Annotated in this window: 18 protein-coding genes, 1 tRNA gene and 1 pseudogene; 11 read left to right on the forward strand and 9 right to left on the reverse strand. The window is 65.1% G+C overall.

Annotated features, from left to right (window positions below):
* Nucleotides 1-40: 40 nt before the first annotated feature.
* The gene (locus tag DF196_RS09310; protein ID WP_241519674.1) at nucleotides 41-736 is read right to left on the reverse strand and encodes a response regulator transcription factor; all 696 of its coding nucleotides are present in this window, start codon (nucleotides 734-736) and stop codon (nucleotides 41-43) included.
* A gap of 279 nt (nucleotides 737-1,015) precedes the next feature.
* Between DF196_RS09310 and DF196_RS09315 the strand changes: the two genes are divergently transcribed.
* The 6 genes from DF196_RS09315 to DF196_RS09340 all read left to right on the forward strand — a co-directional run bounded on the left by DF196_RS09315 (nucleotide 1,016) and on the right by DF196_RS09340 (nucleotide 8,659).
* Nucleotides 1,016-2,071: a hypothetical protein gene (locus tag DF196_RS09315; RefSeq protein ID WP_109057559.1), complete on the forward strand. Its 1,056-nt coding sequence runs from the start codon at nucleotides 1,016-1,018 to the stop codon at nucleotides 2,069-2,071.
* Between the two features lie 120 nt (nucleotides 2,072-2,191).
* On the forward strand, nucleotides 2,192-3,556 hold the full coding sequence (locus DF196_RS09320) for a serpin family protein (RefSeq protein ID WP_109057560.1): 1,365 nt from the start codon (nucleotides 2,192-2,194) through the stop codon (nucleotides 3,554-3,556).
* Between the two features lie 102 nt (nucleotides 3,557-3,658).
* Nucleotides 3,659-4,702 (forward strand): LacI family DNA-binding transcriptional regulator, encoded by a 1,044-nt coding sequence (locus DF196_RS09325; protein ID WP_109057561.1) that lies wholly within the window; start codon nucleotides 3,659-3,661, stop codon nucleotides 4,700-4,702.
* 176 nt (nucleotides 4,703-4,878) lie between these two features.
* A complete protein-coding gene (locus DF196_RS09330; protein WP_109057562.1) occupies nucleotides 4,879-6,441 on the forward strand; it encodes a glycoside hydrolase family 32 protein in 1,563 nt (520 codons plus the stop codon).
* A 307-nt stretch (nucleotides 6,442-6,748) separates the two neighbouring features.
* Nucleotides 6,749-7,822 (forward strand): ABC transporter substrate-binding protein, encoded by a 1,074-nt coding sequence (locus DF196_RS09335; RefSeq protein ID WP_421728473.1) that lies wholly within the window; start codon nucleotides 6,749-6,751, stop codon nucleotides 7,820-7,822.
* 60 nt (nucleotides 7,823-7,882) lie between these two features.
* Nucleotides 7,883-8,659, forward strand: a complete 777-nt coding sequence (locus DF196_RS09340) for an ABC transporter permease (protein WP_109057563.1) — start codon at nucleotides 7,883-7,885, stop codon at nucleotides 8,657-8,659.
* A 332-nt stretch (nucleotides 8,660-8,991) separates the two neighbouring features.
* Here DF196_RS09340 and DF196_RS09345 read toward each other — a convergent pair whose 3' ends face one another.
* The 7 genes from DF196_RS09345 to DF196_RS09375 all read right to left on the reverse strand — a co-directional run bounded on the left by DF196_RS09345 (nucleotide 8,992) and on the right by DF196_RS09375 (nucleotide 18,418).
* Nucleotides 8,992-9,783 (reverse strand): isoprenyl transferase, encoded by a 792-nt coding sequence (locus DF196_RS09345; RefSeq protein ID WP_109057564.1) that lies wholly within the window; start codon nucleotides 9,781-9,783, stop codon nucleotides 8,992-8,994.
* Nucleotides 9,784-9,785: 2 nt separating this feature from the next.
* On the reverse strand, nucleotides 9,786-10,505 hold the full coding sequence (gene recO, locus DF196_RS09350; RefSeq protein WP_109057565.1) for a DNA repair protein RecO: 720 nt from the start codon (nucleotides 10,503-10,505) through the stop codon (nucleotides 9,786-9,788).
* 48 nt (nucleotides 10,506-10,553) lie between these two features.
* A complete protein-coding gene (locus DF196_RS09355) occupies nucleotides 10,554-12,302 on the reverse strand; it encodes an alpha/beta hydrolase family protein (RefSeq protein WP_193852573.1) in 1,749 nt (582 codons plus the stop codon).
* 152 nt (nucleotides 12,303-12,454) lie between these two features.
* Nucleotides 12,455-13,675, reverse strand: coding sequence for a flavodoxin-dependent (E)-4-hydroxy-3-methylbut-2-enyl-diphosphate synthase (gene ispG, locus DF196_RS09360; protein ID WP_170115037.1), 1,221 nt, complete (start codon nucleotides 13,673-13,675; stop codon nucleotides 12,455-12,457).
* Nucleotides 13,675-14,868, reverse strand: a complete 1,194-nt coding sequence (gene dxr, locus DF196_RS09365) for a 1-deoxy-D-xylulose-5-phosphate reductoisomerase (RefSeq protein ID WP_109057567.1) — start codon at nucleotides 14,866-14,868, stop codon at nucleotides 13,675-13,677. Before dxr ends, ispG begins: the two co-directional genes overlap by 1 nt.
* Complete coding sequence (locus DF196_RS09370; RefSeq protein ID WP_109057568.1) at nucleotides 14,865-16,541, reverse strand: DivIVA domain-containing protein; 1,677 nt, start codon at nucleotides 16,539-16,541, stop codon at nucleotides 14,865-14,867. Before DF196_RS09370 ends, dxr begins: the two co-directional genes overlap by 4 nt.
* Nucleotides 16,542-16,654: 113 nt before the next feature.
* Nucleotides 16,655-18,418, reverse strand: coding sequence for a zinc-dependent metalloprotease (locus tag DF196_RS09375; protein WP_109057569.1), 1,764 nt, complete (start codon nucleotides 18,416-18,418; stop codon nucleotides 16,655-16,657).
* A gap of 160 nt (nucleotides 18,419-18,578) precedes the next feature.
* On the opposite strand from DF196_RS09375, the gene DF196_RS09380 reads away from it, so the two are divergent.
* From DF196_RS09380 to DF196_RS09390, 3 genes are all read left to right on the forward strand, one after another.
* Nucleotides 18,579-19,529 (forward strand): YlbL family protein, encoded by a 951-nt coding sequence (locus DF196_RS09380; protein WP_109057570.1) that lies wholly within the window; start codon nucleotides 18,579-18,581, stop codon nucleotides 19,527-19,529.
* Nucleotides 19,530-19,667: 138 nt separating this feature from the next.
* Entirely contained in the window at nucleotides 19,668-20,084 is a 417-nt protein-coding gene (locus DF196_RS09385) for a DUF3052 domain-containing protein (RefSeq protein WP_109057571.1), read from the forward strand.
* Nucleotides 20,085-20,154: 70 nt separating this feature from the next.
* Nucleotides 20,155-20,228: transfer RNA gene (locus DF196_RS09390), tRNA-Val, on the forward strand.
* A gap of 124 nt (nucleotides 20,229-20,352) precedes the next feature.
* Here the strand turns inward: DF196_RS09390 and DF196_RS09395 are convergent.
* On the reverse strand, nucleotides 20,353-21,915 hold the full coding sequence (locus DF196_RS09395) for an ATP-dependent helicase (protein WP_109057572.1): 1,563 nt from the start codon (nucleotides 21,913-21,915) through the stop codon (nucleotides 20,353-20,355).
* Between the two features lie 136 nt (nucleotides 21,916-22,051).
* On the opposite strand from DF196_RS09395, the pseudogene DF196_RS09400 reads away from it, so the two are divergent.
* Both DF196_RS09400 and DF196_RS09405 read left to right on the forward strand, forming a co-directional pair.
* Nucleotides 22,052-23,560 (forward strand): annotated as a pseudogene (locus DF196_RS09400) (phosphotransferase); the annotation flags it as partial.
* 619 nt (nucleotides 23,561-24,179) lie between these two features.
* On the forward strand, nucleotides 24,180-24,404 hold the full coding sequence (locus tag DF196_RS09405) for a DUF3107 domain-containing protein (protein WP_109057574.1): 225 nt from the start codon (nucleotides 24,180-24,182) through the stop codon (nucleotides 24,402-24,404).
* The last annotated feature ends 144 nt before the right edge of the window (nucleotides 24,405-24,548 follow it).

Consider the following 24,548-nt stretch of genomic DNA (forward strand, 5'->3'; position numbering starts at 1 on the left):
GCCGAACCAGGCATAAATGGGCGGTCCAATCCGCTGACGGCTATATCTCGTGGCGCCGTATGCAAATGGAGATGGCGTGGGCCCGGCTGCGCGCGCCAAGTTTGGCGAGCGCCCGGCGTTCGAACGTGGCCACGGTGGCACCGCTGACGCCAAGATGTTCGGCGATCTCCTTGGTGGTCAGTCCTTCGGCGTAGAGGCGGAGCGTGTCGCGTTCCTTGGCGGACAGCGCCCCTCTGGTGGCGTAGGCGGAATCCTCCAGCAGCGTATGCGCACTGGCGGCATCCAGGAACGGAGGATGATCATCATCGACGCCGCTAGCCTCTTCGCCATCGGAGCCACGGCCGGCGATGGCCGGTTCGGTAGGCAATCCCCGCGCGGCGTTGCGGATGGCGAGCGCCATGCCGGGCAAATCGGTTTTGCCGACCAACGCCTGCGCGCCGCACCGGGCCGCCTCGTCCCTGAAGGATGCGATGGCGTATGAGGTGACGCCCACCAATCCCACTGCGGGTGTTTTGACGCGGATGGCGCGGCACACCTCCGTGCCGGGCACGTCTCCCATGGACATGTCGGTCAGGAGCACGTCCGGCCGTTTAGCGGGGTTCAGACACCGGCTGATGGCCACGGCCCCCAATGTGGCGGTCCAGGCCAGCGTGAATTCCGTGTCCAGGCGTTCGATAACATCGCCCAATGCCGAAAGGGCATACGGATCGTTGTCCACGATGCCGATGCGTATCATGACTGCCTCCTCCCAACCCATCCGTCCGTTTGCCCGTTCAAACGTGTCCGGTCCGTTTCACGCCGCAATGCGTCCGCAGAACGGCCGAACACGACTTTCGTGTCTTCCAAATCCCAGTGTGCCATGTTCGGACACGCCGTCGTGCCACGTTGTCATAACGGTTATGACAACCATCATCCCACCGGTCGCCGCCGTTTTACGATGGAATCACCAGGTACGCCGGTGAACGTTGGAGTTCATCGGCCGGATGCCGGTCAGCCGGCAGGAAAGGAGGCCGTCATGACCTCTGCACCATTGACTTCCCGTTCCCCGCGCCCATCGGATTCCCATGGTGACGGCGCACGACGTGCGGTCCTTCCCCTGTTCACATGGAATCGTGCGCACGGCATCGGTATCGCGGCGCTCGGCGTGCTGCTGATACTGCTCGTCTGGGCATCGGGACTGTTCGTCATCGATTCGACGCCTGCTTCGGAATCCACACGAACCGTGCTGCCGGGGTTCGCCTGGCAGACCAGCATGATCGGTCTGTGGCCGATGGGATTGGGCCTCGCCAATCTGGTGCTTGGTTCGATTCGTTCCGGAAGTCTGTCGTTCCCGTTGGCGAGCGCGCTGCTCGGCCCGATCGGCTTCGGTTGGTCGAACCTCCGACTGATGCCCGGTGGCAGAACGGACTGGAGGTATCTGCCGTTCGCGGATTGGCTGGCGCTGATGCGTACCGAGGGTCTCCGGCTTGTGGCGACGACGTTGGAGGGTTGCCTGATGTTGCTGGCCGTCTATGCGGCAATCGCGTTCATTTGCTTCGCCATCGGCCGGTACGGGCTGCGCGAGCTGTTCGTGGATCCGCCGCAGGCGAGCGCAAGCGGCCGTCTGCTGGCATGGGTTCGGCGGGACGCGGTGCGGTTCGGCTGCTGGCTGACGGTGGCACTGACTTACGGTGCGCTGTTGTATTGCGCCATCGCAGGTGGCGGCGCCGCGATGGTCGGCGCCCTGCTCATCAACTTCGTGATTCCGCCGGTGCTTCTGGTGGTGTGCGGCGCGTACGCCTCGCGTGAGGAGTCGTTGACCCATCCGTGGCGGGCGCTGCTGCTTCCCCTGGCCTGCACGCTGGTGGCGATACCTCTGCTTGTGGCGTTGATTCATCCGTTCGACGATGTCTGCACGCTGGCCATCATGTGCGAACCGGCGGCGGTCGAGGGTTCCTTCGACTGGTCGGCGCTATCGGATGTGTGGCACTTCACCGTGGTGTTCGCGGTCTTCTCCTTCCTTGGATTCGGTGCTGTATGGGTTGTCCGGCGGATTGCCGCGGCGGTCCGGGCACACCGGAATCGGCTATAGGAGGTGAAAAACGCGAGGCGAATTCCATCCGCCCCGCTTGTGCGAGGGCAGCCTTCCATACAATAGAAATACGTTCTCGTGCGATGCGGCACGGAACCGATGCGGCGGAAGGAGCCCATCATGAGCACGACGACCTTCGATTTTCACCACGCACGGCAACGTGAACGGAAGCGCCTGGTCCGTATCACCGCGGGCATCATAGCGGCGGCTCTGCTGGTCATCGCCGGAGGCGTGTGGTGGACGGCCGGCGATGGACGACTCATCGGCATGAACCTGTTCAAGCCGGCCGCGCGACCCGCGACGACGGCCACGATCGACGGCGTCTCGGAATTCACGTATCGGTCCTCGCCGGAATTCCTCACGATGGAGTCCGCCCAGGATCCAAATGGCAACGTGAATTACTCCCCCGCCTCGATGTGGCTGGCGTTGGCGATCGCCACGCAGGGCGCTGACGGCACAACCCGTTCGCAGATGAACGATCTGCTGGGCACGGGATCGCTGGAAGCAAACGACTACCGGTCGCTGCTGAGTTCCATCAACGGTCGGTACAACGGTTCGAAATCCGAGATGAGCGCGGCCAACTCGTTGTGGGTGGACAACCGGTATACGCTGTCCGACGATTTCAAAGCGACCGTCAAGGATACCTTCGGAGCGGACGTGGAGTCGCTGCCGTTCAACGATGCCGCGGCGAAGCGTATGAGCCGCTGGATTGCCAGCCATACCAAGGACGCGCTGAAACCGGACATCACCCTGCGGGATGGGGATGTCATTTCCATCATCAACACCGTGTACGCGGATGGCCGCTGGAAGGATCCGTTCGATCCCGAGGCGACCACCACCGAGACGTTCCACGGCGAGGACGGCGATGCCGAGGTGCCAATGATGCAGCGGCTTTTCGACGGCATGGTCTGGGCGCGCGACAACGACAACGACACCTGGCAGCGGGTCTCGATCCCGTTCGACAACGGCGGAGCGCTGACCATCTTGCTGCCGGCGGCCGGCCATTTCGACGAGATCGCCTCGGATACGCAGAAACTGCGCTGGGCGCTGGGCACATGCCTTGGCGAGGAGTACGGCTGCGCGGTCGATGCTTCCGCCGGATGGGGCGTGTCCTCCAACCCCACCCTGGTCAACGTCAGGCTGCCGAAGTTCACCATCGACAGCACGTTCGCCTCCGGCGAAACCATCGCGGCATTTGAAAAGCTGGGCGTCACCGACGCCTTCACGCCCGGAACCGCCGATTTGAGCAAGATGACGGCCTCGTCCGCCGACGAGTTGTTCATCGGCTCGATCATCCAAGGCACGCGCATCGAAGTGAACGAGAACGGCGCCAAGGCGGCGGCGTTCACCAAGGTGGACGCGAAATCCGGAAGCGCGCCGGCACAGCCGAAGTACGTGGAATTCACCGTGGACCGTCCGTTTCTGTACGCGCTGACCACGCCGGATGATGTACCGTTGTTCGTCGGGGCGGTGCGGAACCTGTAGCCGGGGGGACTTGGTCTCGCGTGCGCCCGGCCCATGCTCTTCTTTACGTCCTGGCCATGAATGTCAAAGACGCCGAAACGCTTGGGTGTATCGTTTGACGTTATGGTAACGATGAAGGAAATCGCCAAGCAGGCGGGGGTGTCGGTCTCGACGGTATCGCTGGTGCTCAACAACCGTGACGAGGGGCGCGTGAAGAGCGAAATCGCCGCCAACGTGCGGGACATCGCCGCGGAGCTCGGCTACAAATCCAACCCGCTGGCCAGTTCGCTGCGCACCGGACGCACCCATATCCTCGGCTTCATCAGCGAGGACGTGGCCACCACCCCGTATGCGGGCGGCATCATCCTCGGCGCGCAGCGCGCGGCCCAGCAGCTCGGCTACATGCTTATCGTGGTCAGTACGGACGGCCGGGACAGCGAGGCCAAGGAGATCGCCGCGCTCCAGCGGTACGGCACGGACGGATTCCTGTACGCCAAGATGTCGAACCGTCTGACCGGTGTGCCGGCCGCGCTCAAGGACACGCCGCTGGTGCTGGTGGATGCCACGGACGAGAAGGGTATCGTGCCCAGCGTGGAGCCGGATGAATTCCATATCGGCTATGACGCCACCCGCCGGCTCATCAATGCGGGATGCCAACGCATCGCCTACATCGGCGCCGCGGATCCGATCATCGCCGAGCAGGGACGTCTGGAGGGGTACCGCGCAGCGCTGGCGGAGGCCGGGCGTGCCTTCGACGCTCGACTGGTGGCCAACGTGTCCAACAACGAACCGGCGCTGGAGGCGGTCAGTGCCCTGTTCGACGCCGAACGGCCGGACGGGTTCTTCTGTTTCAACGACGCCCGCGCCTGGTACGTTTACGAATGCGCGGCCCGACGCGGCCTTGAGGTGGGCCGTGACATCTCCGTGGTTGGCGTGGACAACCATCTTGTGTTCGCGGATACGCTGACCCCGCAGCTGACCACCGTGGAACTGCCGCATTTCGAAATGGGCTACTGGTCCGTGGCGAAACTGGTCTCGATCATCGAGAACAGCCCGCTGGACGACGTGGAATGGCCCGAGACCACCGCTCCCCTGCCGCTGCTGAACGGGCCGATGCCGGCGAAGATTCGCTGCACGCTGATCGAGAAGGAGTCGGTGCGGAGCTGACCGGTCGGCCGCGTTCGCCGAAACACTTCATCACGTCAGCGCCGAATGCGACACACCCTGTATGTCAATCGATTGACGTAAATCGATTGACATCGCATAATAGCAATTGAAACACCCACATCCATCGCAACGGCGCCATCACCGTGGAACGCACCATCTCAAGGCAAAGGACAGCCATGACCGACTTCACCCCGGCAACCCCCGTGCTCAACCCCATCCTCGATCACCAGGCCGAACTGGCCAAGGCGGAAACCGGCGTCGCGGAGCTGGCCGCCAAGCGCCGCGACCGCTGGTACCCGAAGTACCACATCGCCTCCAACGGCGGCTGGATCAACGACCCGAACGGCCTGTGCCACTACCACGGCCGCTGGCACGTCTTCTACCAGCTGCACCCGTACAGCTCCCACTGGGGCCCGATGCACTGGGGCCACGTCTCCTCGGCCGACATGCTCCATTGGAAGCGCGAGCCGATCATGTTCGCCCCCTCCCTGGAAGAGGACAAGCACGGCGTGTTCTCCGGTTCCGCCGCGATCGGCGACGACGGCAAGCTGCGCTTCTATTACACCGGTCACCGCTGGCGCAGCCCGGAGGACCGCACCGACGACTGGCAGGTGCAGCTGCTCGCCACCCCGGACAATGACGAACTCACCTCCGCCACCAAGCAGGGCATGATCATCGACTGCCCGACCGACCGCGTGGACCACCACTTCCGCGACCCGAAGGTGTGGAAGACCGGCGACACCTGGTACATGACGTTCGGCGTCTCCTCCGCCGAGAAGCGTGGCCAGATGTGGCTGTTCACCTCCGAGGACATGGTGTCCTGGAAGTACGAGCGCGTGCTGTTCGAACACCCGGATCCGAACGTGTTCATGCTCGAATGCCCCGACTTCTTCCCGCTGAAGGACAAGGACGGCAACGAGAAGTGGGTCATCGGCTTCTCCGCGATGGGCTCCAAGCCGAACGGCTTCGCCAACCGCAACGAGGCCAACGCCGGCTACATGATCGGCACGTGGGAGCCGGGCGGCGAATTCAAGCCGGAGACCGAGTTCCGCCCGTGGGATTGCGGCCACAACTACTACGCACCGCAGTCGTTCAACGCCGGCGGCGAGGACGGCCGCCAGATCGTCTACGGCTGGATGGCCCCGTTCATGGATCCCGCGCCGTCCATGGAGGACGGCTGGTGCGGCCAGCTCACCCTGCCGCGCGAGATCACGCTCGGCGCGGACGGCGATGTGGTGACCGCCCCGGTGGCCGAGATGGAGTGGCTGCGCGAGGATACGTACGATCATGGCGCGATCGTGCTCGACGCCGACGACGAGAAGATCATCTCCGACGACGCCGAGGCCGTCGAGATCGAGATGACCATCGATCTCAAGCGGTCCACCGCCGAGCGCGCGGGTCTCAAGATTCATGCCACCGAGGACGGCGCGTACACGTATGTGGCGTACGACGACCAGTTGGGCCGCGTGGTGGTGGATCGTCAGACCATGAAGCACGGCGACCGCGGCTATCGCACCGCTCCCCTGACCGAGGCCGAACTCGCCTCCGGCACGCTGGACCTGCGTGTGTTCGTGGATCGCGGCTCCGTGGAGGTGTACGTCAACGGTGGACATCAGGTGCTGAGCTCCTACTCCTACGCCTCCGAGGGCCCGCGCGCCATCAGGCTCGCGGCCGAATCCGGCTCGCTGACCGTCAGCTCGCTGAAACTGCATCATCTGAAGTCCATCGGACTGGAGTAACGGCGGGTCATCCCGCGGCCATACAGCCGGTCAATCCCGGAAAAGCCTCGCTGAGTCACGCTCAGTGGGGCTTTTTCGTATCCTCATGCCCGTCCCGCCCCGCATCCCGCGGTTGGCATCATCGCGGTTATACTGGGAGCCGTTCGCGCGGTTGGTGGCAGCAGCCGTGCCCACATCATAAGGAATCACGCCCCTCGCATACGCGACAAGGGGCGTTGGTCCGATGTCTCGCGCGGGCTCCTCACCTTCCCGTCTGCCGAGAGTCGGACTGTAGCGCACTATGCGCGGAAGGCAAGGTGACATTGAGATGAAGATTGAAGTCAAGAAGGGTCTGACCAAGCTGGCGGCCGTGTTCGGAGCCGCCGCGCTCGGCCTATCCATCGCGGCCTGCGGATCCACCAACACCGCCGATTCCGGCGATTCGTCCAAGAATTCGAGCACCCCGACCGTCTCGTTCATGCTGGACTGGACGCCGAACACCAACCACATCGGCCTGTATGTGGCCCAGAAGCTCGGCTATTACAAGGACGCCGGCGTCAACGTGAAGATTCTGCCCACCGCGCAGGCCGGCGCGGAGACCAGCGTGGAGAACGGCGTGGCCAACGTGGGCTTCACCACGCTGAGCAACGTGGCAGCCTTCAACTCGCAGGGCGCTGACCTGAAGTTCGTGTTCGACCTGACCCAGAAGCCGGTGGCCCGCTGGTGCGCACTGGCCTCCCGCACGGACATCAAGACCCCGAAGGACCTGTCCGGCAAGACCTTCGTGAGCTTCGGCTCGGCCGAGCAGACCGCCGTGGTGCAGCAGATGATCAAGTACGCGGGCGGCACCGGCGAGATCAAGACCGCCACCGCCGGCACCAACACCTTCGAGACGCTGACCAGTGGCAAGGGCGACTTCGGCGGCTTCTACGTGACCTGGGAGGGTGTGGAGAGCGAGCTCAACGGCCCGGCCCTCAACTGCTTCGTGGCCTCCGACTGGGGCGTACCCGGCAACCCGGATCAACTCGGTTTCGCCGTGAAGTCCTCCTGGCTCAAGGATTCCAAGAACGCCGACGCGCTCAAGAAGTTCATCGAGGCCACCAAGAAGGGCTACGACTACGCCCTGGCCAACCCGGACAAGGCCGCCGACCTGCTGGTCGAGCAGGCCAAGGAAGCCCAGCTTGATTCCAAGCTGACCCGCACCTCCATGGAGGAGATCACCAAGAACGGCTACTGGACCACGGACGACGCGAAGTCCCTGCCCGGCACCGTGAACTTCGATGACGCCCAGCCGTATCTGGACTTCCAGTACAAGGCCGGCACATACAAGGACAAGGACGGCAAGGACCCGGCCGAAGCCCCGCAGGCCAAGGAACTCGCCACGAACGATTACGTGGCCTGACGACGGACACCACACGGCCCCCTCTTCGCGAGGGGGCCTATTCATCGTATGAAGACTGGTATGAAGCAACTGAAATCTTGGCTCGCGCGCATCGCACCGCCCGTCCTGACCATCGGCGTCCTGCTGGTGGTCTGGGAGGCGGCGGTCCGGGCCGGGCACATCTCGGAACGTGTGCTCGCCGCCCCTACCCAGATCGTGGCTTCGATGGTCGATACCTGGCCCGACCTCATGACGGCCGCTTCCATCACCGCGTACGAGGGCATCACGGGCTTCGCCATCGCGATCGTGGCGGGCATCGCCATCGGCATCGGATTGTACGTGTCCAAGACCATGTACCGGGCGTTCTACCCGCTGCTGGCGGCCGCACAGACCATCCCGCTCATCACGGTGGCGCCGCTGTTCATGATCTGGTTCGGCTTCGAACCATTGGGCAAGATCGTGATCGTGGCCGTGTTCGGCGTGTTCCCCATCGCCGTGCAGACCGCGCGCGGCCTCAACGCCGTGCCGCAATTCTATGAGGACGTGGCGCTGACCTGCGGCGCCACACGCTTCTGGACGCTCACGCATGTCAAGCTCAGGGTGGCGGCCCGTCAGATCTTCGGCGGTCTGCGCATCGCCGCCGCGTATGTCTTCGGCACGGCGGCCACCGCCGAATATCTGGGTGCGATGAACGGCCTGGGCATCTGGCTGCAGGCAGCGTTCAACTCGTTCCGCACGCCGCTGATCTTCTCCGCCACCGTGGTGGTGATCGCCCAGACGGCGATACTGCTCGGCGTCATCTCGCTGATCGAATGGCTCACACTCGGCAACGGCAAGGACGAGGATCTCGACCAGTAAAAGCCTGGCCCAGGCAAGAGACGGCTGGTGGGATGCGTGTTGTTCAGACCGTAAGCAGCTCCGGCACATGCTAAGCTCTGCGAGCATGCGCCGGAGCGAGGCCGAACGGCCTTGAGTGTGTCGGAACAACACGCATCCCACCAGCCGCCGGACACCCTATCGGAAGGGTTCGTTATACCAAGATTGACACGAATCCGACAGAACTACCCCTCAGTCGGCTTCGCCTCCAGCTCCTCTGACAAGGAGAACCAAGGATAAGGGGCACGTCAATCTTGGTGTAACAGAGCCATAGATACACGTGGCATTCCCCTCACTGAGGGGAGCCAACGACCTTATTTCTTCACGCCGCCGAATCGACGATCGCGGTGAATGTAGTGGTCGATGGAACGCCAGAGCACCTCACGGCCGCAGTCGGGGAAGAGTTCGGGCACGAAGTCGAGTTCGGCGTAGGCGGCCTCCCACGGCAGGAAGTTCGACGTGCGCTGTTCGCCGGACGTGCGGATCACCAGATCGCAGTCGGGAATGTCCGGGTTGTACAGATGGTCGGCGATCATCTTCTCGGTGACGCGGTCGCCCGAGATCTTGCCGTCACGTACCTCACGCGCGATGGCGGCGCAGGCGTCGGCGATTTCGGCGCGGCCGCCGTAGTTGATGCAGAACACCACATCGATGGTCTTGTTGTTCTTGGTGCGTTCTTGCGCGATCTCCAGCTCGTCGATCACCGACTTCCACAGCTTCGGACGGCGGCCGGACCAGCGCACGCGCACGCCCCACTCGTCCATCTGCGCCACACGGCGGTGAATGATTTCACGCGAGAAGCCCATGAGGAAACGCACCTCCTGCGGCGAGCGCTTCCAGTTTTCGGTGGAGAACGTGTACAGGCTCAGATACCGCACACCCGCCTCGATGGCACCGGCGATGGTGTCGAACACCACCGGTTCGGCGGCCTGATGGCCGTTGGTGCGGATCATGCCGCGCTGTTTGGCCCAGCGGCCGTTGCCGTCCATGATGACGCCCACATGGCGGGGCACTTTGTCCTTGGGGAAATCGGGGATGCGGGCGGGGTCGGAAAACGGTGCCGCCGGAATGCTCAACGAAGTGTAGTCGACGTTCTCAAAAGCCATACTCACGAATCTATCAAGCGCAGCGAACGAATCGGCCGCTCCAGGTAATACTCCCCCCAATCTTCAACCAACTGTTCGGCGGTGGCTTCAAGCGGCTCGGCGTCGAGCACCGACCAGTCGCCATCCACCAATGCCGCGAACTGGCGCAGGGCGAGCGGGGAGATGCGGCGGGCATCCGTGGTATGGTCGGCCTCGCACATCACGCCACCGGCCGCGATGGACAGGTAGGCGCCTTCGCGCTGGCCGCATACCACGCAGGTGGCGAGCCGCGGCGTCCAGCCGGCCAGGGCGAGCGCGCGCATCACGTAGGAGTCTCCAATGGCCCGCGGCGCATGGGCGTGTTTGGCAAGCGCGTTCAACGCGCCGATGACGAGCCGATACTGATGCGCGGTCTGCTCGTGTTCGGTGTTCACCAGCTTGTCCGCGGTCTCCACGATGACGTTGGCGGCCTCGTACGCCGCGTAGTCGGTGGCGATGGAGGCCCCGTATGCGGCCACGGATTCAGCTTGGGAGACCACGTCCAGCGAACGTCCCTCGGCGATGAGCACGTCCACGCGCATGAACGGTTCAAGTCGGGCACCGAAGCGTGATTTGGTGCGTCGCACGCCCTTGGCCACCGCGCGTATCTTGCCATGACCGCGGGTCAGCAGGGTGATGATGCGGTCCGCCTCGCCGAGTTTGGCGGTCCTCAGGACCACGGCCTCGTCACGGTAAAGCAACATTGGCTTTTCCTTCTCCTTTCCCGTTTTCGCCGGTGGACCGGAATACGGTCAGTAGATGAACAGGCCCCAGAAGGCGAAGAACAGCAGCACGTTGAGCATGGTGAAGGTGACGAGCCAGAACAGCACACGCCCGAGTCTGGTGGAGGCGAGCACCGGGTCGGCACCGGTGACGATGCCGCGGACGGCCCCTTTGCGCGGCGGCCATTGGATGAGTCCGCGTGCGGAGGCGACTTCGATGAGTCGCATGAACACGCGCGACCATGCCCAGACCACCAGCACGGAGACCACCTGAATCACCGGCCAACTCCAATACATCACGCCCGGCGTTTCGGTGGGCGCGCCGCCCCACGCCAGTTTGACCACGCCCATGACCACCTGGCCGAGGCCGGCGGCGAAGATGAGCAGCGTGGCCAGCGTGGTGAAGGTCAGGGTCAGCAGCGCTCCGCCGAAGCCGTGCGAGAAGCCGAGCACGACCGGTTTGGCGGGCGTCGGCGCGATGATTGTCGTTCCGTCCGACTCGTCCTGTCCGCGCCGTTTCAGTGCATGCTTGCGCGCACGCCGCCAGCGGGATCGTGCCACGATGACACGGATCAGCGCCACGAGCGCAAGCACCGCGGAGGCGAGCAGTAGCAGGATGAGCGTGGCGTGCAGGATCAGGCCGTAGATGGTGCCGGCTCGACGTGCCTTCAGCGCGCCCGGCAAACCGATGGATTGGTACAGGTCGGTGCCGGCCACCCGTTCGCTGGTCTGCTTGAGGCCCGCGGCGGTGCCGACGGCCCAGTCGATGAGATCGTCCACGTAGGCGTCGGCGAATGGCGTGCCCGCTTCGGATTCGTCGCCCAAGCGCAGCACGTGATTGGCCACCGGATAGCTGCGGACCGTCACGTCCCAGTTGCCGGCACGATGAGCCTCGTACAGGATTGCGCGCACGCCGTCCACCTGCGCGGTCATCACGTCCTTGGACCCGTATGCCACGTAGGTGGGAATGTCGTATGCGCCGGGGCCGAGGGTGCGGATGTCGAAGTTCGTCAGTCCCACCACGGTGCCGTCCGCGCTGAACAGGCGCTGCACGATGGATTGGTAGCCGTCGTTCGCGCCGGCCAGTGTGAAGTCCTGGGTGACGAAGAAGCCGAGGGACTGGCGTGGGCTGAAAACCATCGGGCTCAGGAGAATCTGGAAGGCGATGTCCGGGTCGTCCTCAAGCAGGTACGAGGAGATCCACGTGGATTCGGAGGTGGCGTAGATGCCGACCTTCGTGGCGTCCACGTTGTCCTGGTCACGCAGGTAGCTGATGACCTGGTCGTAGGCCTTGGCGGAGGCGGGATAGTCACGGTTGATGTCGGTGGTGTTCCAGACGGGCTTGTCCAGCACGGCGGTCACGAAGCCGGCGGAGGCCATATCCGCGGCCACGTCGCCGAAGGAGTTGTCGCAGGTACCGTAGCCCGCACCGTGCATGAAGACGACGGCCGGACGCTTGCCGGAGACGCCTTCGGGCTCGCGGATGAGCACCTTGATGGCCTGCACGCCCTGGTCGTTGGCCTTGTTCCGTACACCCGCCTGCTTGGTCAGGGAGCCGTCGCGCGCGACGTTGAGGGTGACGTACCGTTCGGTGACGGTATAGGAGCCTTTGTCCGGCAGGTCGGTGCCGCCGGTTGCGGTGTCGAAGGTGACCGTCGTATCGTCGCTGAGGGTTGCCATCGATTGGCCGGTGGGTTCGATGTTCCACGGCACGATGGTGATGTTGGATACGGCCACGAGGATGCCGAACAGCATGATGAAGATGGGCAGGCTGACCATCAGCCGATGGCCGCGGGTCCATGGCCGGGTTTCGCTCTGCTGTTCCTGATTCGACACGCAGACCATTGTAGGCACCGGGCCTGCCCTGTTATGTCGGCGGCGAACAATGAAAACGCCGCCGGCTCCTCACGGGGGCCGACGGCGGGATGGGCTTAGCGGTTCGGATGTTGGATCGGCACGACGACCGGGCCGGTGGAGCCGGCGGGCACCTGGCCGTCCGCCTCCATCTGGGCGGCGATCTCCTGCGCCTTGGTGAGCAGCGTCTCCACGATCTGGTCCTCGGGCACGGTTTCGATGACCTTGCCCTTGATGAAGATCTGGCCTTTGCCGTTGCCGGAGGCCACGCCGAGGTCGGCCTCGCGCGCCTCGCCGGGACCGTTGACGATGCAGCCCATCACGGCCACGCGAATTGGCGCGGTCACGTCCTTGAGGCCCTCGGTCACGGCGGAGGCGAGCTGAATCACGTCCACCTGGGCGCGCCCGCAGCTCGGGCAGGAGATGATGTCGAACTTGCGGGGGCGCAGTCCCATGTATTCCAGGAGCTTGCAGCCCACCTTGACCTCTTCGACCGGCGGGGCAGAGAGGGATACGCGGATCGTGTCACCGATGCCCTCGGCCAGGAGGGCGCCGAACGCGAGGCAGGATTTGATGGTGCCCTGCCATGCGGGGCCGGCCTCGGTGACGCCGAGGTGCAGCGGCCAGTCGCCCTTCGATGCGAGCAGACGGTACGTTTCGACCATGGTGATCACGTCATGGTGTTTGACGGAGATCTTGAAGTCATGGAAGCCCACGTCCTCGAACATGTGCGCTTCCTTGAGCGCGCTGGCCACGAGCGCCTCGGGGGTGGGGCCGCCGTACTTGGCGTAGAGCTCCTTGTCCAGCGAGCCGGCGTTCACGCCGATGCGCAGGGAGATGCCCGCGTCCGTGGCGGCCTTGCAGATGTCCGGGCCGACCTGGTCGAATTTGCGGATGTTGCCGGGGTTCACGCGCACGGCCGCGCAGCCGGCGTCGATGGCCTGGAACACGTACTTGGACTGGAAGTGGATGTCCGCGATGACCGGGATCGGCGACTTGCGGCAGATCTCGGGCAAGGCGTCGGCGTCGTCCTGGCTGGGCACGGCCACGCGCACGATGTCGCAGCCGGCGGCGGTCAACTCGGCGATCTGCTGGAGTGTGGCGGGCACATTGGCCGTGAGCGTGTTGGTCATGGACTGCACGGAGATGGGGGCTCCCCCGCCCACCGGCACCGGTCCGACCATGATGCGGCGGGACTTGCGGCGCGGATGCAACGGGGACTCGCTGGTCAGCTCCACCGGGTCCCCGGTCTTACGGAACGGCTTGTTGACAGGTAGTTCAGTGCTCAACGTATTCATCACTGCTTGTTTATCAGGTCGTCGGCGCGGCGGCGGGCCTCGCGCTCAACCTGACCCATTTCCTCCACGTCGGCGAACAGCGGGTTGCCTCGCAGTTCGGCGTCCATCTCGTCAAGGACCTCCTTGACCGTATCGACGATGCCGAGGTAGGGCAGGCGGTGGTCGAGGAAGGCATGCACGGCCTGCTCGTTGGCCGCGTTGAGCACGGCCGTATGCTTCTCGGATGCGGTCAGGCAGTGGCGTGCCAGCGAGACGGCGGGGAACGCCTCGTCGTCCAACGGTTCGAAGGTCCACGTGGCGGCCTTGGTCCAATCGCAGGCGGCGGCCACGTCACCCATGCGGTCGGGCGCGGACAGGCCCAACGCGATGGGCAGACGCATGTCCGGCGGCGAGGCCTGGCAGATGGTGGCACCGTCCACGAATTCGACCATGGAATGGACGATGGACTGCGGGTGCACGGTCACATCGATGCGCTCAGGCGGCACGTCGAACAGGCGGGACGCCTCGATGACCTCAAGGCCCTTGTTCATCAGGGTCGAGGAGTTGATGGTGACCACAGGGCCCATGTTCCAGGTGGGATGGTGCAGCGCCTGTTCAGGCGTGATGTGCTCCATATCCGCGCGCTTCCAGCCGCGGAACGGGCCGCCCGATGCGGTGACCACGAGTTTGGCCACCTCGGTGTGGGTGCCGCTCCTCAGCGACTGCCAGATGGCGGAATGCTCGGAGTCCACGGGGTTGATCTGCTGTTCGCGCACCTGGGCGCCGAAGAGCATATGGCCACCGGCCACCACCGATTCCTTGTTCGCCAGCGCGAGCTGCGATCCGGCCTTCAGGGCCGCGATAGACGGTTCGAGGCCGATGGAGCCGGTGATGCCGTTGAGCACCACGTTCGCACCGGAGCCGGCCATGGCGATGACCGCTTCCGGGCCTCCGCTGACACGCACCGAGGAACGGGCGCCGGCCTGTTCGAGCGCCTCGCGCAGGGCCGGGACCTTGGATTGGTCATAGACGGCGATTTCCGGCACTCGGAACCGGATCGCCTGCTGGGCGAGCAGTTCCACATGCCCGCCGCCCGCGGCCAGTCCGGTGACGGTGAAGCGCTCGGGATGACGTGCGATGACGTCAAGCCCCTGGGTGCCGATGGATCCGGTGGATCCGAGGATGACGACGCTGGAGTTGGAGACCACGCTCACTGTTCCTTCTTCGGTTCAGGGTCGTTCAGGGTCGGGAAGGACAGATCCGGGATGTCCGTGTCGAATCCGTTCTCCAACGGGAAGAACGACGGGAAAAGATCGTCGGTGCGATGCAGGGCCGACGCCGACGCTGGTACCGCGGGCTGTTGCGCCGAACGATGTTCATTCGGCTGCGCGTCCGAACCGTCGGTTTGGGTCTCGCCGGTTCCGGCATGTCCGACGGACGACGGCATGACGGGTTCGGGCATGTTGTTGAGCTTGAGGACGCTTGGCGTGTCCAGGCTCGGCATCTTGGGTTCGAAGGCCTGCGTGCGGATGGCCGGCATCTCCTGGGAGATCTCCACCATGTGGGCCAGGGCGGCCAGGGAGGAGTCGTCGCGCGCGGTGTCGATGACCGGTTCGGCGGCTTCCGGGGCGTGCTGGACGGCGGCATCGCGGGTGTGCAGGGGCTTGAACGAAGGCGCGGCGGGCGGTTCCGGTGCCGGCTGCGCCGCGGCTTGTGCCGGAGCGGCATGGTCGGACGGTGCGGCCGGGGCGGATACCGCGGCATGGGAATCGGGCTGCGGCTGCGCGGTCGTCTGGCTGGCTGCGGCCTTGGTGCCGAACGGGTCGTCCGGAATCGGGGAAAGCACCACGGTTTCGGACTGGACGGTTTCGGACTGTGCGACCGTAGGAGCGGCGGCAGGCGTGGGCGTCACCGGTTCGGCGTGCCGGTGTTCCGGCTTGACGGACGGGGCATACGAAACGGGCTGCGGCGCGGACGGGCCCGAAGGCGTGGATGCGGAGAAGGCGGGCGCGTACGAAACCGGCTTCTCCTGCGCGGCGGGAGCGGTGAACAGGTCCCGTTCGGCCTGATGCAGCGCGTCGAACGACTCGTGGTAGACCGGGGAGGCCGCCATCTGGGGCTGTGCCTGTACGGCGGGTTCGGCGGCCGGCGCCTGAGGCGCGGCGGAGGCGAACAGGGAGGAGACATCTGCGGCGGGTGCCGGGGACGCAGCTTCGGCCGTCGTCGCGGAGGCCGAGGAATCACCCACGAAATCGGCCACGCGGGCGTAGGATTCGAGGCGGCTCAGCAGCTGGACGCAGGTGTTGAGAAAATAGTCCACTTGACGTTCGTCGTAGCCCTTCTTGCCCTTGCGCTGGGTGAAGACCACGTTGTTGACCGCGTTGGCGTTGAGGTCCGCGAGCTTGCGCACATCCTCCGGGTTGACGCCGTCCACGCCCAGGGATGCGGCGGCCTTGTCCACGATCTGGTCGATGAGACGGTCCACCTGCTTCTTGTCGTAGGAGGGCTGCTTGGCGTTGCCGGAGCGGAAGCGCTCGCGTTCGGCGCGTTCGGCGTGCTTGGCGATCTCCTGGTAGAGCTTTTCGGTCTGCGCCTTCCATGTCACGCGACCATGCTGGGAGATCTCCCATGTGGTCTGCTTGTCCACCACGGCGCGTTCGAGACGGCTCAGCGCGGCGTCCACCTGGCTGATGACGTACCCGTTCTTGGCCACGTCGAAGGAGACGTCCTGGATGTCGCGCTGGGTGAGTTTGGCACCTTCGCTGTCATACAGCGCGTGAGCCCGTTCCAGGAAGCCATCGACCTGAGCCGGATCGTACCCCCACTTGCGCTTGCCTGCACGGGCGATGCCCGACTTGCTTTCCCCTTCACGAAGTTTCTGCGCCATCGGCTGTCCGACCTCCTGCTGAATGAAACACTCCGAACACAACTTTACGTGACTGTTGCGACGCCTGCCGTCTTCGTCTCCCCGGTTTCACCGCGCCGGGGAGACCGGTAAGGTCACTCGTCGCCGGCTGACGGACGGTCCGAATCGCTCGAATCGGACGGATCGCCGGGCTCGGCGTCGGGGCCGTCCTCACCAGTGCCCTCACCACCGTCCTCGCCGAGGAGCTTGGACAGTTCGGCATCCCAATCGATGTCGCCGGATTTGCCGTCCGCCGCCGGATGCGCGGTGCCGCTGCCGGAGGCGACGGAACCGGCGGACGGACCGGATGCACCGGCACCATCCGACTCGGTCTTGTCTCCGGGCAGGACGGGCAGCAGATCGGGGTGGGACCACTTCGCGTCGCGGCCTTCGGAACCTTCCGCGGCGGTGATCATCTCCCACAGACCGGCCGCCTCGCGCATGCGCTTGGGTCGCAGCTGCAAACCGAGCAGGCTTTCGAAGGTGCGTTCGGCCGGACCGCCCATCGCACGTTCGCGGCGGGTCATCTCGCGCAGCTGCTCGATGTGCGGCAGGTGGGCCATGCCCGCACGCCACACCACGCAATCGACCCAGCCTTCGACCATGGCCAGCAACGATTCGAGCGAGGAAAGCGCCTCCCGCTGTTCGGGCGTGTCCGGGATACCCACCTTGGTGAGGTTGACCGCGTCAGAGATGGACTCGGGGTCCATGGACGTGGCATCGCGCAGCTGCTCCTCCATCGCGTCCAAATCGATGGAGATGCCACGCGCGTACTTGCCGATGAGCGCCTCGAAGCGGGGCATCAGCCATGGCACGGAGGCGTACAGGCGGGCATGGGCCATCTCCTGCAGCGCCAGATAGGAGAGGACCTCGGATTCGGGGATCTTCTCGGTAGCGTTGAAGCCGGCGAAGGCGGCCTCGAACGCGGCCTTGTCGGCGGCGGATTCATTGGCCTGGGCGGATTCGTCCGGACTGGTGTCGGCGTCATCCTTGTGCGCGGACGTGAAGCCGATCGGGTTGCCGGAATCGGCGTGGCCTGCCGCACCGGAGGCGCCGCTCCCCTGCGTGCCGTCGGTCGTCGTCTCACCGTTGAGCGCCTTGGCGTATTCAGTGGCGTTCTGCGCGATCAGCGCGCCGGCGGGGTTCTTGGTGAGCGCGATGCCCTGGTCGAAGCTGCCGTGCACCTCATGGCTCAGGTTGCCGGCCGCATGGCCGAGCTGCATGGCGAAGGATGTGTTGCCGAGCAGTTTGATGAGCTGGGCCGGGTCCTTCATGCCGTTCGGGATCGGAATCGGCACCGGACCGGCGAACATGCCGGCGATCTCGCCGTCGCCCAACATGCCGCCGAGTCGTTCGGAGATTACGGAGGCGAGCGCGTCGTTCATCGATTCGGCCACGGGCGCGGCGAACTTGGCCCACTGGTCGATGGTGCCTTCCACCCATCCGGCGCGGGTGAGCACGTCCGGCTCACCGGGCGCGGGGTTGAATTCGCATGCGGTGTCCAGCCACAGGTTGGCCTCGCTCATCGCACGACGAGCGGCCTCGCCCTCGATGGCGGTCACGCTGGAGGCCGAACCGGCCGCGTTGGCCTGCTGCAGTGCGATGGATTTGGCGAGCTTGACATTAATCGGCCCCTCCTCCACCGTACGCTGCATGTCGCCCATGGTGTTGAGGCCGCCGGCCGTGAACGCGGCCATCATCTGCTGGACTTCGGACGGATCGGGCAGCTTGCCGGGATCCTGGCTCATGAGCTGCTCGCGGATCTCGGCGGGCAGCTGGTTGATCTGCTGCCAGGCCATCTCCCCCTGCACGGGGCCGAAGCACTTGATGAGCCATTCGTGAATCGCGTTGTCGTCCATGCGTATCCTTCTTTGCCGCGGTGTGTTACCCCAAGGTCTGTTACCCCAAGTGTAGGGTCTTCCCGCGCCCGTTCGCCTGCGGCCGAGGATTTTTTCGCGCCGCGCGTCTTGACGGATTCCGCGCGCGGCTCATGCAGGGCCGTTGCATACACTGTTGGGTATGTTTGCACGTCACAGGAATGAACAGTCCGAGCAGCATATCCCGATCGGACGGGCCGATGAAGCCACGGCTAACGGTCTCGGTGCGCGGGTGCAGCGTTTCCTTGCCGGGTACTGGCGGGACGTGCGCCGTTACGTCACGAGCCGTTCGCCCCGGTATTTCGTCGGTGCGCTGGCCGTGATCCTGGGCGCGGTGATTCTGCTGCTGCCAAGCCCGTACGTCATCGAGATGCCCGGCCCCACCCAGGACGTGTTGGGCAAGGTCAAGGAGGGGCAGGTGATCGCCGTGTCCGGCAGCGGCGTCGAAACGCACCGTGATTCCGGCAAGTTGCTGCTGGTGACGGTGAGCGCCTCGGGCGTGCCCGGCTACCCGATCATCAACGCGCAGGCCGTGTGGGGCTGGGCCAACCCGCATGTGGAGGTTATGCCGCGCGAGGCCGTGGTGCCGGTGGGCCAGACCGCCGACGAGTACCAGAAGAAGGTCGATTCGGACATGACCGGCTCGCAGGATTCGGCGGCCAAAGCCGGACTCGCGTATATGAAGGCGCATGCGGACGAGCTCGGCATCAGCCAAAGCACGTTGAAGAACCTCAAAGTCACGATGCATGTGGACAGCATCGGCGGCCCGTCCGCCGGCATGATGTACACGCTGGGACTCATCGACAAGCTCACCCCGGCCGAGGAGACCGGCGGCGAGACCATCGCCGGCACCGGTACCATCGACGCGAAGGGCAAGGTGGGCAAGATCGGCGGCATCCGATTGAAGATGCTGGGCGCCAAGCGCGACGGGGCCACATGGTTCCTGGCACCCGAGTCGAACTGCGCGGACGTGGTGGGGCACGTGCCGGACGGACTGCGGGACGTGAAGGTCTCCACGCTGGACGAGGCGTACCAGGCGCTTGTCGCCATCGGCAAGGGACAGGCGGACGACATGCCGCATTGCACCGCGTGATCGCGCTGGTCGCGTACATCCCATGACGGTCCGCGACCGGCGGCGGGGCACCAAGATGGACGAACGGTGTCCACAATCCGAAGGATTTTCCTGTGCCGTTAACGCGATTGTTCGCGGTGACTTGCTAATGTATCCCCTGTGAATCAAACGGCATCACAGAACGCGGAAGAATTCGGTTTCAAGCCTGGAGACATCATCCAGGAATGGCTCTGGGACGACGACGTGGACGATTCCATCCGCGCCGAGATCGAGAAACTCACGGGCGAGGAGCTCGTGGACGAGGACTATGACTCCGCGGTGGATGGCGTCATTCTGTGGTGGCGCGACGGCGACGACGAGGACGAGCTGTCCGACACGATCGTCGATGCGTACGCGGTGCTCGGCGACGACGGCCCGCTGTGGGTGCTGACCCCGAAGCCCGGTCGCCCGGGTGCGGCCAGCTCCTCCACCGTGCAGTCCGCCGCGAAGACCGCCGGCATGAACGCCGCCACCCCGCTGACCGTGGGACCGGACTGGAACGGCATCCGTCTGCGCGCCTTCGGCAAGGGTCGCTGACCGGTTTTCGAGACTTCTTCGACGTCAAGTGTCGCGTCGGGTCTGCCCATGCGCTATTCTTGACATCCGCGGGCAATTAGCTCAGTTGGTTAGAGCGCCACCTTTACACGGTGGATGTCGGGGGTTCGAGTCCCTCATTGCCCACCTTTCCAGACCGTTGGAATATCAACGAAATCAAGCCATTTCGGCGGTATTAATTTTGTGTGACTACCCCTCAGTCCGCTTCGCGTCCAGCTCCCCTGACAAGGGGAGCCAAGAAAACTGAGCCTTACAAGAACCGCGAGGGGCGGCGCTGCTGGGCGCCGTAGCCGTCCTTGGTGCGGGCGTAGGACAGGTGCAGCGAGTCCTCGGCTCGGGTGATGCCCACGTACATGAGCCGCCGCTCCTCCTCAAGCGTCTCCCCCGGTTCGGGCGCACCGTACGGCAGCAGACCTTCGGAGCAACCCACCAGGAACACGTGTTTGAATTCCAGACCCTTGGCCGCATGGATGGTGGAGATCGTGACGCCCGGATCATCCTCGAGCTTCAATCCGGTGGCGTCCAACCCCATGGCCTCCAGCAGCGCACGCTTGGTCGCGGCCTCGCCGGCGAGCGCGGACGACTGCCAGCCCGCATCCTTGCGCACGCGGAATTTGATGCCGGCCGCACGCAACGCCGCGTCGAACACCGGCTGCTGCGCGTTGATGCGCGTCAGAATTGCGCAGTCGGACGGTTTGACCCCGGCGGCCACGAGTTTGCGGATACGGGCCGCCACGCCTTGCGCCTCCTCCATGTCGGTCTCGTACACGGTCCGGCTCACGCGGCGTCCCGAACCACGTGCCGAGACGAGCTTGAGATAATCATCGCGGTTCGGCGCGGCCGCAAGCACCCGGTTGGCGAGGTTCACCACTTCGGGCGTGGAACGGTAGTCGGTGCCGAGGTTGATGTCCGCGGCGAGCGGTCCGAATTCGTCCGCGAACCGCAGCAGATCCCAGCTGGATGCGCCGGCGAACGAGTAGATGGTCTGTGCGGGATCCCCCACCACGCACACGTTACGGTTCATCGCGGCCTTGCCGTCCGGTCCGCCGCCGCCCAGCCATAGGGTCATCAGCCGGTGCTGCAGCGGGGAGACGTCCTGGTACTCGTCCACGGTGAGCCAGCCAATGGTGGAGCGGATCTGCGCCGCCGCCTCGGGGAAGTCGTCCATGATGTGGCAGACGAGCAGCAGGATGTCGTCGAAGTCGATTTCGCCGCGGGAGGTCTTCTCCCGCTCGTATTCGTCGTAGATGGCCTTGAACCGTTCGGCGTCAAGTCCCGCGGGCGGCAGATGGTTCGCCGCCGCGCACACGCGCACGTAATCCTCGACGGCCACCAGCGAGATCTTGGCCCAGTTGATTTCGGCGAGCACATCGCGCACGGTGAGCGGATCGACGTCCGACTGCGCGGTGACGTGCGTGATGACGCGGGCGACGGTGTCCCGCTGATCCTCGATGAGATGCGGGAAAGGCGCCTCGCACACGTCCGCCCAGACGCTATTGAGCTGGTTCAGGGCGGCCGAGTGGAAGGTCGCGGCCGTGACCCCGTTGCCGGATCCCTGCCGTGCGTTGCCGCCGACGCCTAATTGCTCGAGGCGCACGCGCATTTCAGTGGCCGCCTTGACCGAGAACGTGACGGCGAGCACCCGCTCGGGCTTCCATGCCCCGGTGGCGCAGGCGTAGGCGATGCGCCGCGTGACCGTGCGCGTCTTGCCCGCGCCCGCGCCCGCGATGATGCGCACCGGCCCGTTCAGCGTGGTGGCCGCCCGCCGCTGTTGCTCGTCAAGGCCTTCGAGGATCGTCTGCGCCTGTTCCATGCCCTCCATTGTGGCACGGACCGGTCTGGACCGAAACGGACCATGGCATGGGCAGGCGCGCAAAGGCGCGCAAATGGCTCATTCGCTGGTGTCGACCGGCCTTTCCGCACAAGGCATGTATTAGTGTTAAAGGGTGATGAAACGTAGCAACTATGTGTTGGCGGCGCTGACTTCGGCCGTCTTGCCGAACCTGGCGGTCGCCGGCGTGAGAGAGAGCGCGCAGGCCAGCTCGACCGACGAGGCCAAGGGCATCGATCAGGCCGTGGTGCAGGATGCCTCGGGCCGCCTGTATGACGTATATGCCACCGACACCGCGGCGGGCCGCACCCGTCTGGTCCGTCGCGTGAAGGCCGCGCAGACGCTGGCCGCTGCACGCGAGCCCGGCGGCTTGGGCTTTGATCTGGACCGCGTGATCGCGTTCGCGCCCGGCGACGTGGCCAAGCCCGGTCAGACCGCCACCGCCCAAGCGTTCAACAAGGACGAGGAGACCGTCAAGGCCACGGCCACCGTGGATACCAGCCGTCCGAGCCCCACCGGTTCGACCACCGTGCTGATCGCCGCCCACCGCGACGGCCAGTCGCGTCCGCTTGACCTGCTGACACTGGACGACTGTGCCGCCGTGGGTACCGCGCTCGGCGCCATCCATCGCCTCTCCCCCGCGTTCCTGACCGCCGCCAAGTATCCGGTGTTCACCACCGGCCAGATCCGCTCGCAGCTGACCGCCTGGATCAGGCGCCTACGTTCGGCCGGCCATGTGCCCACCGAAATCACCAACAGCTGGGCGCGCGTCATCGAGACCGAGGGACTGTGGTCGTTCGCCACCTGCACCGTGCACGGCGGGTTTTCGGACGGCGATTTCCTGTTCTCCGGCTCCACCATCACCGCCGTGACCAACTGGCAGGACATGCAAGTCAACGATCCGGCACGCGACCTGGCGTGGATCTTCGGCAAGCTGGACGAGTCGCACCGCAACGCCGTACTCGCTGCCTACGGGCGCATGATGGGCTCGCGACTGGACGACCTCATCATGCTGCGCGCCAACCTGTGGCTGCAGATGGAGCAGGTGGGCGAGTTCATCCAGGCCATCAACCGCGGCGACAACGATCGCATCATGCAGTTCAAGGCGCAGGTGGAGCGTCTTGCGCACCAGCTCGGCATCATCAGCCGGGACACCACGCCGGCGCCTGACGCCAAGGAAGCCAGCGCGCGCGAGACGAAACCCGGTTCGCCGTCGACCATCACCGTGGGCACGCTGCTGCAGGACGATGAACGCCGTGGCTCCGGCACGTCCGGTTCCGCCGCAACCGTGGCCGAGTCCGCCGATGTTTCCGACGACACCCCCGATCCGGACCGCACCGGTTCCGCCGAGATCTCGGCGGCGGGTCAGGTGGGGATGACGCCGGCGGTCGGCTCGTCGCCAGCCGCCGATCGCACCGCCGATCATCCGCTGGCCGGCACCCCGCTTGCAGGTGGCTTCCGCTCCGGATTCGGCACCACCGGTTCGACCAAACCGCAGCCATCCCATTCCACGTCATCCCCACATTCCTCGGTGACCATCACCCTCAAGGAACTGCTGGAGATGGATCGACAGGAGAAGGCCGGTCAGTCCTCCAAATCGCAGGAGTCCCGCGCGCATTCCGGCACGGCTGCCTCGACCGGCACGACCGGCGCACGCGGCTCCTTCGACGGCACGAACGCCGCGCAATCCGGTACACGCCCGATGTCCCATCCGAAGCCGCTGTTCCCGGGACCGGTCAGCCTGCATGGCCCGACGGCCGGCAATGTCCTGATGGACGCCGACGACACCGGCGAACGGTTCGCGCACTCCTCCACCGCGAAGACCACGGTCATTCCACTACTGGAACGTGAGGAACGTGCCCTGCGCGACGCGCACGCCGGACTGGATGGCTACGACGAGGACGGGAACCCGGTGAATACTCCGAACGGCCCGGAAACGACGGAGAGCGCCGATACGCCGCATGACGCCGGCACACCCGCCGATGGCGACACGGCCGGTTCCGAAGAGCCCGCTGTTGCTACTGACGTCACCGATGCCACCAATGGCATGACTTCCGACGCCACCACCGATCCGGATGACACGAACGATTCGCAGCCCGTTCCTGGCATCTCGGAGAACGGCGTCGAGGAAGGCACCACGCCGAGCGCATAACCGTCCGGCACCCGCCGCCCGCACGCGGCACAATGGAACCATTGACACACAACCGAACAACCTGCGGCCGCAAGGCCGGAAGTGAGGAACATTCATGGATATCGAACTGGGCATTCAGAACGTGGCTCGACCGGTCAACTTCAGCACCGACGACTCCGCCGACAAGGTCAGCCAGACCATCGCGCAGGCCGTCGAGTCCGGTGCGACCATCGATCTGACCGATGACAAGGGCCGTCGCATCATCGTGCCGGCCAAGGCGCTGGGATACGCCATCATCGGCTCCGAAACCAAGCACGCCGTCGGTTTCGGCGCGCTGTGACCTACAGCTTCCCGTATTTGGCTCCGTTAAACCAAAACTGACATCCCCTCAGTCCGCTTCGCGGCCAGCTCCCCTTGTCAGGACATTGCCGTGAAGCAAATAGCGGAGCTGTTTGTAGGCAATGTGCGAGACGACAGTCGAGCC

This window comes from Bifidobacterium callitrichidarum, from assembly GCF_003129905.1.
GTDB classification, from domain to species: Bacteria; Actinomycetota; Actinomycetes; order Actinomycetales; family Bifidobacteriaceae; genus Bifidobacterium; species Bifidobacterium callitrichidarum.

Excerpts from the sequence above, each read along its gene's own strand:
- DF196_RS09310 (WP_241519674.1), bottom strand. The coding sequence starts at position 736 with ATGATACGCATCGGCATCGTGGACAACGATCCGTATGCCCTTTCGGCA.
- DF196_RS09315 (WP_109057559.1), top strand. The coding sequence starts at position 1,016 with ATGACCTCTGCACCATTGACTTCCCGTTCCCCGCGCCCATCGGATTCC.
- DF196_RS09320 (WP_109057560.1), top strand. The coding sequence starts at position 2,192 with ATGAGCACGACGACCTTCGATTTTCACCACGCACGGCAACGTGAACGG.
- DF196_RS09325 (WP_109057561.1), top strand. The coding sequence starts at position 3,659 with ATGGTAACGATGAAGGAAATCGCCAAGCAGGCGGGGGTGTCGGTCTCG.
- DF196_RS09330 (WP_109057562.1), top strand. The coding sequence starts at position 4,879 with ATGACCGACTTCACCCCGGCAACCCCCGTGCTCAACCCCATCCTCGAT.
- DF196_RS09335 (WP_421728473.1), top strand. The coding sequence starts at position 6,749 with ATGAAGATTGAAGTCAAGAAGGGTCTGACCAAGCTGGCGGCCGTGTTC.
- DF196_RS09340 (WP_109057563.1), top strand. The coding sequence starts at position 7,883 with ATGAAGCAACTGAAATCTTGGCTCGCGCGCATCGCACCGCCCGTCCTG.
- DF196_RS09345 (WP_109057564.1), bottom strand. The coding sequence starts at position 9,783 with ATGGCTTTTGAGAACGTCGACTACACTTCGTTGAGCATTCCGGCGGCA.
- recO (WP_109057565.1), bottom strand. The coding sequence starts at position 10,505 with ATGTTGCTTTACCGTGACGAGGCCGTGGTCCTGAGGACCGCCAAACTC.
- DF196_RS09355 (WP_193852573.1), bottom strand. The coding sequence starts at position 12,302 with ATGGTCAGCCTGCCCATCTTCATCATGCTGTTCGGCATCCTCGTGGCC.
- ispG (WP_170115037.1), bottom strand. The coding sequence starts at position 13,675 with ATGAATACGTTGAGCACTGAACTACCTGTCAACAAGCCGTTCCGTAAG.
- DF196_RS09370 (WP_109057568.1), bottom strand. The coding sequence starts at position 16,541 with ATGGCGCAGAAACTTCGTGAAGGGGAAAGCAAGTCGGGCATCGCCCGT.
- DF196_RS09375 (WP_109057569.1), bottom strand. The coding sequence starts at position 18,418 with ATGGACGACAACGCGATTCACGAATGGCTCATCAAGTGCTTCGGCCCC.
- DF196_RS09380 (WP_109057570.1), top strand. The coding sequence starts at position 18,579 with ATGTTTGCACGTCACAGGAATGAACAGTCCGAGCAGCATATCCCGATC.
- DF196_RS09395 (WP_109057572.1), bottom strand. The coding sequence starts at position 21,915 with ATGGAACAGGCGCAGACGATCCTCGAAGGCCTTGACGAGCAACAGCGG.
- DF196_RS09405 (WP_109057574.1), top strand. The coding sequence starts at position 24,180 with ATGGATATCGAACTGGGCATTCAGAACGTGGCTCGACCGGTCAACTTC.